Annotated in this window: 14 protein-coding genes; all 14 read left to right on the forward strand. The window is 47.1% G+C overall.

Annotated elements, in window-relative coordinates:
* The first annotated feature begins 34 nt into the window (after positions 1–34).
* Genes fliM through C1A10_RS06035 form a run of 14 tightly spaced genes read left to right on the forward strand, consistent with a single transcriptional unit; the run spans position 35 to position 11,700 of the window.
* Positions 35–1,018, forward strand: coding sequence for a flagellar motor switch protein FliM (fliM, locus tag C1A10_RS05970; protein WP_101909383.1), 984 nt, complete (start codon positions 35–37; stop codon positions 1,016–1,018).
* A gap of 15 nt (positions 1,019–1,033) precedes the next feature.
* Positions 1,034–2,371: a flagellar motor switch protein FliN gene (gene fliN / locus C1A10_RS05975; RefSeq protein ID WP_242968845.1), complete on the forward strand. Its 1,338-nt coding sequence runs from the start codon at positions 1,034–1,036 to the stop codon at positions 2,369–2,371.
* Between the two features lie 43 nt (positions 2,372–2,414).
* Entirely contained in the window at positions 2,415–2,777 is a 363-nt protein-coding gene (locus C1A10_RS05980; protein WP_101909384.1) for a response regulator, read from the forward strand.
* 30 nt (positions 2,778–2,807) lie between these two features.
* Entirely contained in the window at positions 2,808–3,188 is a 381-nt protein-coding gene (fliO, locus tag C1A10_RS05985) for a flagellar biosynthetic protein FliO (protein WP_101909385.1), read from the forward strand.
* A complete protein-coding gene (gene fliP / locus C1A10_RS05990; RefSeq protein WP_101909386.1) occupies positions 3,185–4,012 on the forward strand; it encodes a flagellar type III secretion system pore protein FliP in 828 nt (275 codons plus the stop codon). Before fliO ends, fliP begins: the two co-directional genes overlap by 4 nt.
* Before the next feature lie 42 nt (positions 4,013–4,054).
* A complete protein-coding gene (gene fliQ, locus C1A10_RS05995) occupies positions 4,055–4,318 on the forward strand; it encodes a flagellar biosynthesis protein FliQ (protein ID WP_101909387.1) in 264 nt (87 codons plus the stop codon).
* A 6-nt stretch (positions 4,319–4,324) separates the two neighbouring features.
* A complete protein-coding gene (locus tag C1A10_RS06000) occupies positions 4,325–5,098 on the forward strand; it encodes a flagellar biosynthetic protein FliR (protein WP_101909388.1) in 774 nt (257 codons plus the stop codon).
* A 37-nt stretch (positions 5,099–5,135) separates the two neighbouring features.
* A complete protein-coding gene (flhB, locus tag C1A10_RS06005) occupies positions 5,136–6,200 on the forward strand; it encodes a flagellar biosynthesis protein FlhB (protein ID WP_101909389.1) in 1,065 nt (354 codons plus the stop codon).
* Positions 6,197–8,242: a flagellar biosynthesis protein FlhA gene (flhA, locus tag C1A10_RS06010; protein WP_101909390.1), complete on the forward strand. Its 2,046-nt coding sequence runs from the start codon at positions 6,197–6,199 to the stop codon at positions 8,240–8,242. Before flhB ends, flhA begins: the two co-directional genes overlap by 4 nt.
* Before the next feature lie 24 nt (positions 8,243–8,266).
* Complete coding sequence (locus C1A10_RS06015; RefSeq protein ID WP_101909391.1) at positions 8,267–9,055, forward strand: sigma-70 family RNA polymerase sigma factor; 789 nt, start codon at positions 8,267–8,269, stop codon at positions 9,053–9,055.
* A gap of 6 nt (positions 9,056–9,061) precedes the next feature.
* Positions 9,062–9,814, forward strand: coding sequence for a flagellar hook-basal body protein (locus C1A10_RS06020; protein WP_101909392.1), 753 nt, complete (start codon positions 9,062–9,064; stop codon positions 9,812–9,814).
* Between the two features lie 21 nt (positions 9,815–9,835).
* On the forward strand, positions 9,836–10,579 hold the full coding sequence (locus C1A10_RS06025) for a flagellar hook-basal body protein (protein WP_101909393.1): 744 nt from the start codon (positions 9,836–9,838) through the stop codon (positions 10,577–10,579).
* A gap of 18 nt (positions 10,580–10,597) precedes the next feature.
* The gene (locus tag C1A10_RS06030) at positions 10,598–11,221 is read left to right on the forward strand and encodes a chemotaxis protein CheC (protein ID WP_101909394.1); all 624 of its coding nucleotides are present in this window, start codon (positions 10,598–10,600) and stop codon (positions 11,219–11,221) included.
* Complete coding sequence (locus tag C1A10_RS06035; protein WP_101909395.1) at positions 11,218–11,700, forward strand: chemotaxis protein CheD; 483 nt, start codon at positions 11,218–11,220, stop codon at positions 11,698–11,700. Before C1A10_RS06030 ends, C1A10_RS06035 begins: the two co-directional genes overlap by 4 nt.
* The last annotated feature ends 10 nt before the right edge of the window (positions 11,701–11,710 follow it).

Here is an 11,710-nt window from a genome sequence, read left to right on the forward strand (position 1 = left end):
AATTCAGCGGTGAAAAAGGAGTGAATTTAGAAGAATGGCAGAGAAACTATCACAGGGACAGATAGATGCGCTGCTAAAACGCATAAACTCTGGCGATGAGACTATTGAAGCCGAAGCACAAAAACAGGTTAAAGAATATGACTTTAAGTCTCCCAAAAAGTTTACAAAAGAGCAGCTAAAGACACTCGACGGTTTGCACGAAAATTTTTCCCGGTTGCTTTCCTCATATTTCTCCGGCCTGCTTCGTGTTTTTTGTGAAGTCAGTGTTCTGCAGATTGAAGAGCAGCGTTATTTCGAATACAGTAATGCACTGCCAGATAATGCGTTAATCGGAATGATCGATTTGAGACCTGAAAACAAGCAATATAACGACGCCACGCTGATTATGGACATGTCGACGACGATTGGCTATTTTATGGTGGATCGGCTGTTGGGAGGCTCCGGGGAAGGCTACAATCTGAACCGGGATTATACGGATATTGAGATTGAGATATTAAAAAATGTGTTTCAGAAGATATCCAGGCATCTTCAGGAAGCATGGTGCAATTATATCGAGGTTGAAACAAGCCTCTCCAGTATCGAAACAAACTCCCGGCTGCTTCAGGCATTAGCTCCTGAAGATATTGTGGTAATTGTTGCGCTGAATATGAAGATCAAGAACCTGAACGGCGGAATCAGCCTATGTATTCCAGCTGCGAATCTTGAGGAAATGATTAATAATTTCAGCGTCAAATATGCGCGAATATCGAAACGGCAGAAACCTGAACACGAAGAGGCCAAGCGGACGATGATTTTCGAAAGGCTTACAGATACAGATTTGGAAATCAAAGCGGTATTGGATAATTTCCAGCTAAATCTGAGCGATGTGCTGCACTTGCAGCCGTCGGATGTAATTCCTTTGAATAAAAGTATTAACAGCGATATCAGCATTATTGTTGATGAGGTTCCCTGGTATAGCGCCAAGCTTGGAGAAGTGAAAATGAAGAAAGCGGTCAAGCTCAATGAGTTGATCAGTTGATCTGGAGGAGTGATTATGGGGATGGATTATGAGCAGCGGGTAGTTGATCCTGCGGTGGCCCTTTCGAGCGAAGAGATCGATGCAATTGGAGAAATCCTGAATATCAGCATGGGCTCCGCAGCAACTGCCATATCCACAATGCTGGACAGACAGGTAATTATCACCACGCCAAATGTAAAAGAGCAGAAGTTTCAGGAAGTCGACTATAAGGCTTTGGAACCGGCGCTTCTTGTCAAGATCGAATACATAGAGGGTATTACCGGTTCGAACATCATGATGTTTCACCAGGAGGACATGCAGGTCATTCTGAATCTCCTTATGGGGAATGAAGATTCGCCTGAAAATTTCGCGTTTGACGAGTTGAGCATGAGCGCCGCCTGCGAGGTCATGAACCAGATGATGGGGGCATCGGCGACAGCTCTTTCGGAGTTTTTGGGGAAAACCATCAATATATCTACGCCAACTGCTTCTGTGTCGGACAGCGAACATGCACTGGAATTGAATATTCAGGAAGACGAAAGAATTGTTACGGTTTCGTTTAACTTGAATATCAAAGACGTCATGAACAGCGATTTTATCAGCATCATGCCGATTGACCTGGTAAAAATGATCGTCAGCCAGGTGATGGGGGATGCCGCTGAGGATCAGGCTCCGGTGCAGCAGGAAACTGAGAGCAGTGCGGCCCCGGAACAGCAGAATCAGCAGGCACCAAATATGCAGCAGACGCCGAACATGCAGCAGGCACCGAACATGCAGCAGGCACCGAACATGCAGCAAACGCCGAACATGCAGCAGATGCCTAATATGCAGCAGGCACCAAACATGCAGCAGGCGCCGAACATGCAGCAGATGCCATCATATATATCTCCCGAATGGCAGCAGCAATATATGATGATGGGACAGCAGATGCCATATCCACCTTATGCATATTCCTATCCCCCGATGATGCCACCGCAGAATGCTTCTTCTCCTGCCGGCCAGCAAAGCAATGTGATCAAGCAGACGCAGGCCGTACATGTGCAGTCCGCACAATTTCCGAATTTTACAAACCAGGCTATGCCGGGATTTTCGGCGCCTATTAACAATGCCAATATGGGACTGATGATGAATGTACCGCTCAGCGTTACAGTCGAAATCGGGAAAACCAAGCGTAAAATTCGCGATATCATGGAGTTTTCACAAGGCACAGTGATTGAGTTGGAAAAGCAGGCAGGCGCTCCGGTCGACATTGTTGTAAACGGGCAATTGATTGCACGCGGAGACGTAGTGGTCATTGACGACAATTTTGGTGTCAGAGTAACAGAGATTGTGGGCACCAAAGAACTCATGGATGCAATTGACAGCAATGCATAATCGCTTTATTATAATAACTTTTGCTATATGAAGGAGAATTTCAATGGATAAGAAAATCATGATTGTGGACGACGCTGCTTTTATGAGAATGACGATCAAAAACTGCCTTTCCAAAGCCGGGTATGCAAATCTGATTGAAGCCGGGGACGGACAGCAGGCAGTGGATGCTTATCAGAATGAAAAGCCTGATCTGGTCATTATGGATATCACCATGCCGAATTTAGACGGTATTCAGGCATTGCAGGCAATTAAAGCAACAGACCCGAACGCGAGAGTAGTGATGTGTTCGGCGATGGGACAGGAATCCATGGTCGTGGACGCAATCCATCTTGGCGCTTTGGACTTTATTGTGAAACCTTTTAAGCCGGACCGGATTTTGCAGACAGTTGGCAAAATTCTTGGATAATCAACTGATCGCAGGGGGGAGGGTAGACGTTTGAAAGAATGGCTGGATGCGGCGGGTTGGATTGTCGCGCTGTTGATTACATTTGCGCTTGTGGTGATTTGTGCCTATTATGCAACCCGGTTGCTGGGCAAACGATATGGCGTTCAAAGCTCCGGCAGCGGCCTCATCTCGGTTCTTGACCGTTCCTATGTGGGGCAGGACCGCCAGCTTCTGCTGATAAAGGTTGCCGATAAAATCATTTTAATTGGCGTTACAGCGAGCCATATTGAAAAACTGTGTGAGTTAGATCCGGAAAAACTGCCCTCTTTGCCCGTAAAAACACAGGAGGTAAATTTTGCGGAGTTGCTGAAAGGCTTTATAACAAAGGGCCGGAACAGTGAAAAAAGAGAGGAAGACGAGGCAAACCAATGAGAAATGCGGATGTTCGAAGAACCTCATTAAAAAAATATCTGCTGATTTTTATCATCTCAGGAATTGTCACAATTTTATTATTTGGATTTTGCTTTTCACTGCGGGCACAGGCTGCTCCGGCAATTACCATTGATCTGGATTCCGGTACAACAGGGGAAGGCTCGTTCGGGCCGCTGGAAATGCTCTTCCTGATGGCAATTTTAGCACTGGCGCCGTCAATCCTGATTATGATGACCAGCTTTACGCGGATTGTCATTGTGCTGTCCTTCCTGCGCAGTGCGCTGGGAACGCAGCAGTCTCCCCCAAACCAGGTCCTGATTGGCTTAGCACTATTTTTAACCTTGTTCATCATGCAGCCGGTTCTGCAACAGATCAACGAAGACGCTTATACCCCGTATAAGCAGGGCCTGATCGACCAACAGACTGCCGTGGAAAATGCTGTGAAACCAATGAAACAGTTTATGCTCCGCCAGACAAAGCAGAAAGACCTCAGCCTGTTTTTGTCCATATCCGGTGAGGAAGAGGATCTCGAGCAAATGGAGGCTCAGTCAGAAGATCAGACGATGGAAAATCTTGAAAAGCTGAGTTTAAGTGTGATTGTGCCTGCTTTTGTCACCAGCGAGCTGACACGCGCTTTTACCATCGGCTTTTTACTGTTTATTCCGTTCCTGATCATCGACATGGTCGTTTCCAGCACATTGATGTCAATGGGAATGGTAATGCTGCCGCCGTCTATGATCGCGCTGCCCTTTAAGATTATGATGTTTGTTTTGGTGGATGGCTGGAATCTCCTGCTGGGGACACTGGCACAGGGATTTCGATGATGTTGGTCTGCATGGTCCGGCGATAAGAAAGGGAGAAATGTTATGACGCAGGGTGAAGTGCTGGGGGTTTTTCAGGAAGCAATGCTGGTTGCGATTAAATTAGCATCTCCTTTATTGGTTGTCAGCATCGTAGTTGGATTGATCATCGCAATTTTTCAAGCCGCTACACAAATTCACGAGCAGACGCTTACGTTTGTTCCTAAGATTTTGGTGATTGCGCTGATGCTGATTGGATTAGGCTCGTGGATGATTGCAATTCTGACTGATTTTGTCAATCAGCTGTTTACCATGATGGCAACGATATAACGCGCTATGTGGGTTCTTTCATTTGAAAATTTCACGGCATACATATTGGTCTTTGTCCGAATGGCGGGGATGATTGCGCTGAACCCGCTGCTTTCCCGCAGAAATATTACCACTCAGGTACGTATGGGCCTTGTCCTGGGGATGACGCTTCTGATAGCGCCCGGTGTGGATAAAACGGCTTTGGCGGTGACAAATACATTTGGTCTGGTTATGTCCATGGGGCGAGAACTATTCGTTGGCTTCGTTTTATCCTATGTTTTTGGCATTTTCTATTATCTCTTGTTTTTTGCCGGAGACCTGATGGATGTTCAGTTTGGACTTTCCATGGCGAAGGTATTTGACCCTGGTACGAATATTCAGGTGTCTGTGTCCGGCAATATCCTCAGTTTGTTTTTCATTTTTTATGTTTTTGCAACCGACAGCCACTTATTGCTGATTAAATTGTTTGCGTCGTCCTATGAAATCCTGCCGGTTGGTATACAGAGCATCAATCCCGATATCTCCGGTTTTGCGATTACGCTGTTTGCCACGGCTATGTCACTGGTTATCAGACTGACGCTTCCCTTTATTGCTGTGGAGTTCATCATTGAAATGGCGATGGGGATTCTGATGAAGCTGATTCCTCAGATTCATGTGTTTGTCCTGAATATCCAGCTAAAGCTTTTAATTGCTCTTTTCATGCTGCTCGTTTTTGCGCAGCCTGTCGCTGATTTTATGGACCGCTATGTATCCATTATGTTCAAAAATATGCAGCAGGCGCTGACTGCGCTGGCCGGGTGACAGCAAATGATTCTTTGAGGAAAAGGGGGGATGATGCTTGGCCGGTGAAAAGACAGAAAAGGCAACGCCCAAACGAAAGCAGGACGAACGTAAAAAGGGCAATATTTTTCTAAGCCATGAGGTTGTCAGCGTTTTTTCCCTGCTGATTATGTTTTATTCGTTTAAACTGTTTGCCCCTCATTTTATTCAAACGATTGAACTGAACATCAGCGACTTTATTACCCTGGCGGCGACTATGGATACCGTAACGGCTTCCGATATGCAGAAATTTTTTATTGACGGCTGCATCGCGTTCGGAGTTACCGCGCTGCCCCTGCTGCTTGTCGGTTCGCTCGCAACGATTATTTTTACGGGTGCACAGACAAGGTTTCTGTTTTCCTCCAAGCTGCTTGAATTCAAGGGCAGCCGCATGAACCCCCTCAATGGGCTGAAAAAAATGTTCTCCCTGCGCGGCTTGATTGAATTGACAAAATCGGTTATCAAAATTGTTGTACTGAGTGTTATCCTCTATCAGGAGTTTAAAAAGCAGATTCCGCTCATTCCTCGTTTGATGGATATGTCGGTGCAGCAGTCAGTCGTACAGGTCGGCATTATCATTCTGAGCATTGTAAAATCGGCGGCAATCATGTTTATCTTCCTCGCGCTTTTCGATTATTTTTATCAGTGGTGGGACTATGAAAAAAATCTTCGCATGAGCAAGCAGGAAATCAAGGAGGAATATAAGCAAACAGAAGGCGACCCACAGATTAAGGGCAAAATCAAGGAGCGTCAGCAGCAGCAAGCGCGCAGGCGCATGATGCAGGCGGTTCCCAGCGCGGATGTGGTAATCAGAAACCCAACGCATTTCGCGGTTGCAATCCGCTATGACGCCCAGAAGAACCGTGCTCCGATCGTGGTTGCAAAAGGCGCAGACCTGATCGCACTTAAAATTGTCGAAATAGCAGAGCAAAACGGCGTGACTGTGATGGAAAACAGGCCGCTTGCAAGAGGCCTTTATGAAACGGTGGACCTGGATCAGGAGATACCGGATCAGTTTTATCAGCCGGTTGCCGAAGTGCTCGCTTTTGTATACAGCCTGAAGAAAAAGGATTTGAAACAGTGAAAGTATTTAATAATACCGTGTCGGCGTTTGTGGTCGGAATTATATTCCTGCTGATCATACCGCTTCCCACATGGGCTTTGGACCTGATGTTCATATTGAATCTATCGGTTTCGTTTATCATCCTGCTTACGACCATGTATATCAAGGAGTCGCTGGAATTTTCAATTTTCCCTTCCCTGCTTCTGATTACAACGTTGTTCAGGCTGGGCCTCAATGTATCTTCTACAAGAAAAATTCTTACGAACCACGGTGATGCAGGACAGGTTATCCGCACATTCGGCGCGTTTGTGATTCAGGGCAACGTCATCGTAGGGCTTGTAATCTTTCTGATCATTGTTCTGGTGCAGTTCATCGTTATTACAAAAGGCTCTGAACGTGTGGCTGAGGTATCCGCCCGCTTCACACTGGATGCGATGCCCGGCAAGCAGATGGCTATTGACGCGGATTTAAGTTCCGGCCTGATTGATGAGCAGCAGGCAAGAGACCGCCGCTCTAAGATTCAGCGGGAAGCCGATTTCTTCGGTTCCATGGACGGTGCCTCCAAGTTTGTAAAAGGCGACGCCATCATGTCCATCATTGTCACTTTTATCAACCTCATCGGCGGCGTGATTGTGGGATTTATCAACGGCGACGGTACATTTCAGGAAATCATGAACATTTATTCCACCGCTACGGTTGGAGACGGCCTGATGTCCCAGATTCCGGCACTGCTGATCTCGGTGGCAACCGGTATGATTGTGACCAGATCCGCTTCGGAGTCCAACCTGAACAACGATGTCGCCAAACAGTTTCTGTCCCAGCCAATTGTGCTGATCATGGCTTCTCTGGCGCTTGCTTCTCTGACCCTGATCGGATTTCCCCCAGTGCAGGTGCTGTCTGTTTCCATCAGCTTGTTTGCCCTTGGCGTCATTCTTCTCCGGCAGACAAAGCCGCAGCTCCAGACTGAGGAGGGGCTTGCACCTACGGAGGAAATTACCAGCGAGGCATCTTTTTATAAAAATATTGACAACGTTTATGGGCTCCTCAACGTTGAGCAGATTGAAATGGAATTCGGATACAGTCTGATTCCGCTGGTTGATGAGGGGAGCGGCGGAAGCTTTATCGACCGCGTTGTGATGTTCCGCAAGCAGTTTGCATTGGAAATGGGTATGGTTGTGCCGTCCGTCCGCCTCAAAGACAGCGGTCAGCTGAATCCGAACCAGTATGCAATCAAATTTAAGGGGGAACAGGTTGCGCAGGGTGATATTCTGGTGGATCACTACCTTGCGCTTGCGCCCTCCGACCTTGAGGATACCGTGGACGGAATTGAAACCGTAGAGCCTGCGTTTGGTATTCCGGCAAAATGGATCAGCGAAGATAAAAAGATCAAAGCTGAGCTTGCGGGCTACACGCTCATAGACCCGACTTCCGTAATCATTACACATCTTTCCGAGGTCATCAAAAAACACGCGTATGAACTGCTTACCCGTCAGGAGGTCAACAACATGCTGGCCAACCTGAAGAAGACCAACGAAATGATCGTCAATGATACCATCCCGTCAATCGTTTCAGTGGGCGAACTGCAGAAGGTGCTCTGCAACCTGCTGCGGGAAAGTATTCCTGTGCGTGATCTGGAGACTATTCTGGAGACGCTGGCCGATTACGGCACGACCGTGAAAGACAGCGACATGCTCACCGAGTATGTGCGCCAGTCGCTGAAACGCACCATTTCTCACCGGTTTGCAGAGGCAGGCCAGCTCAAGGTGATCAGTCTGGACGCGAATGTGGAAAACACCATTATGGCTTCCGTAAAGAAGGTGGAAAACGGGTCCTATCTGGCGCTTGATCCGAAGACCATTCAAAGTATCATTTCTGTAACCAGCAAGGAAATCGATAAAATCAAGGATTTGGTTCAGGTCCCGATCATTTTGACCTCCCCCATTGTGCGCATTTATTTTAAAAAGCTGGTAGATCAGTTTTATCCGGATACGGTGGTTCTGTCCTTTAATGAAATAGATACCAATATACAAATTCAGGCACTGGGCAGTATTGCAATCTCATAAGGTTTCGGGTGGAAAGGAGGGCTTATGGAGTTGAACACGATGACCGAGGAAAGCGTGACAATTGAAAATCCTGAAGCCCTGATGCTTCGTTATAAGGAAACGAGGGATGTTCAGACCCGCAATCAGCTGGTGATGCACTACAGTTTTATTGCAAAAACTGTAGCAATACAAATGCGGGGGATATCTGCGAATTATGCGCAGATCGAAGATATCGTCAACCAAGGCATCATCACGTTAATCGATTGTGTGGAGAAATTTGATCCGTCCAAGGGGATTCAGTTTAAAAGCTATGCGTTTATGCGGGTGCGGGGAGCGGTTATTGATTTCGTGCGAAAGCAGGACTGGTTCCCGCGCAGGGTGCGCATGGCGGCAAAGAATGTTTCCGCCGCTCATGACAAGCTCTGCAACGAACTGATGCGGGAACCTACGATGCAGGAAATGGCGGACTATCTGGAAGTCCCTCTGGAGGTGCTGAACAGAAATTTCGGAGAAATTTCCAATTCCGTCATGCTTTCCTTTGAAGGAATTATTCAGAATATTTATCAGGGCGGAAATGTGCTCAGCGACTATCTGGATGAAAATTTTGTCCCTGAAAACAGCATTTTCAAGCAAGAGCTGCATGATACGCTGCAGGCGGAAATTGAAGCGCTTTCCGAGCGGGAACGCCTGGTGATCACGCTCTATTACTACGAACATTTGAAGCTCTCAGACATTGCAAAGATTCTGAAGGTCAGCGACCAGAGGGTATCGCAGATCAATTCTAAAGCGGTGATGAAGCTCAAAAATAAAATGGAAAGATATATGAAAGGATGATTTGCAATGCTGGAAGGTTTTTATACGGCGGCATCCGGGATGATGATGCAGCAGAGAACCCTGAATACGATCACCAATAATATTACCAATGTCAGAACACCCGGGTTCCGGGCGGAACGTGTCGTTGCGACTACCTTTGAACATGAACTTCTTACACGTATGGAGGCAGGTGACACGGGAGTTGTCGGCGCAGGGACGCCGATTCGGATTGTGGACGATGTTTTTACCATTGCCGACGCGTCATTGCTGGAAGAGACCGGACGGCCATTTGATATAGCAATCAATGGGGAAGGCTATTTCAATATTCAGGGAACAGAAGAGGGACAGACCTTTTTAACACGCAACGGGCATTTTGATGTGGATGAAGAAGGATTTCTGGTTCTTAAGGGCGCTGGTCGAGTCCTTGGCGAGGACGGCGAAATTGAGGTTGGCGGCTCCAACTTTGCTGTCAATGAAGATGGGGAAGTTTATGATGAAAGGAACCGGCTGATCGACCGCCTGCTGATTACCGTTCCAGGGCAGGATGTGCAGCTGGAAAAATTCACGAACGGGCTTTATACCGTCGCTGACGGCGGAGAGATGGTTCCTGCCGAAAATATGACAGTCAGGCAGGGAATATTGGAACGGTCCAATGTGGATATGAACCGGGAGTATACGCTTGCTATGGAGGCGCAGAGGGCTTTCCAGTCATGCAGCCAGGCAATTAAAATCGTAGATCAGATGAATCAGAAAAGTGTTACGCAGATTGCGAGCTTATAATACAGGGGGAGGCAGACAGTTATGAATATTGCGTTTTACAGCGGGGTTTCCGGATTGGTGGCATTTCAACAGGATTTGGATAATCTTTCGCATAATATGGCCAACGTCAATACGAACGGTTATAAAGCAAGCAGAACAAATTTCAGTGACCTGCTCTATACCCAGATGGATGTAAATGAAGACGATAAGCCCTTGACAGGCCATGGCGTCAAGGCCGCTGACCAGGATCTCATGTACTCTCAGGGCACACCTGTTTCTACGAATAACCAGTTGGACTTTGCCCTGGTTGGGGATGGATTTTTTGCTGTTGAGCGCGGCGATCATACGGAATATACACGCAATGGGGCGTTTCGCATCAGTGTGGAAGGAAAAAACGGTTATCTTGTCTCGTCGGACGGCGGATACATACTGGACGCAAAGGGGAAACGAATTAAACTGGATCGCGAAGATAAGAACAGCCCTCTAAATTTGGACGATATTAACGAAAAAATCGGCGTATACCAGTTTGAAAATCCATACGGGCTGCAGCAGACTGAAAACAGCTGTTTTCTGGAGACAGCGACTTCCGGGGAAGCAACGGCGTTAAACGCGAAAAAGAATGCCGAACTGCCTTATAACCTGGTACAGAATGCGCTGGAAAGTTCCAATGTGGATATTGCGCAGGAGATGGTAGATGTTATGATCACCCAGAAAGCGTTCCAGTTCAGCGCCAAAATGGTGCAGACTGCCGATTCGGTGGAAGAGATTGTCAATAACTTAAGATAATGAAGGGAAGATGTGTTTATGCCCTTAAACTCATATAACGACTTGAATGACATTCAAATGGATGTCCTGCGTGAAATCGGAAATATCGGCTCCGGGAACGCGGCAACGTCCCTTTCCAACATGCTTATGCGGCCGGTGGGGATCAATGTGCCGCAGATCAGGATATTGGATTACAATCAGGTCGTTACAGCTTTGGGCGGCCCTGAAACAATGATTGTCGGGCTTTTGCTGTCTCTGAGCGGGGATGTCACGGGCATGATGATGTTTCTGCTGCAAAAGGATTTTGCGCATATGACTCTGAACGCGCTGCTTGGGCAGGCGTTTAATGACTTTAGTGAAGTTGATGAGATGGGATACTCCGCTATGACAGAGGTTGCCAATATTATGGCCGCCTCCTATGTCAATGCGGTTTCCACATTGACGGGATTGAATATCAATATTTCGGTTCCCGATATCTGTATCGATATGGCTGGGGCAATCCTGAGCGTTCCCGCGATTCATTACGCCAACATCAGTGATAAGATTATTTTCATTGAAGATGAATTCAGCAGCCAGGAGGAAAACGCAATCAGCCATATCCTGATGATTCCAGACGTGGAGTCTCTGCAAAAAATAATGACAAATCTGGGGATAGAAATATGAACACCGTAACCGTCGGAATTTCGGATTTAAACATTGTGAAAGCACCGGACGTGTTGGTAACCTATGCGTTGGGTTCTTGCGTGGGGATTTGTTTATACGATCCGGTTGCGAAGATTGCCGGGCTTTCCCACATTATGCTACCGTCTGTTTCCCAAATGCCAGGGGCGCGGGATTCCTATAAATTTGCAGATACTGCGATTGTGATATTGGTAAAGAAAATGACTGAGTTGGGGGCACGCAGTGCCAGGATGAAAGCTAAAATTGCCGGGGGCGCCCAAATGTTTGCGGCATTGTCCAATTCGTCCATTGCGAATATCGGACAGAGAAATGTAACGGCGGTGAAAAATACACTTGCTCAGTTGAATATTCCAATTATAGCGGAAGACACCGGAAAAAATTATGGCCGGACACTCTATTTTAACGCGGATACGGGCTTGATGCAGATCAAATCAGGCATACACGGGGAATGGGTCTGGTAGCTGCGGATTT

Origin of the sequence: Marasmitruncus massiliensis (genome assembly GCF_900186535.1) — a bacterium.
Lineage (GTDB): Bacteria > Bacillota > Clostridia > Oscillospirales > Ruminococcaceae > Anaerotruncus > Anaerotruncus massiliensis_A.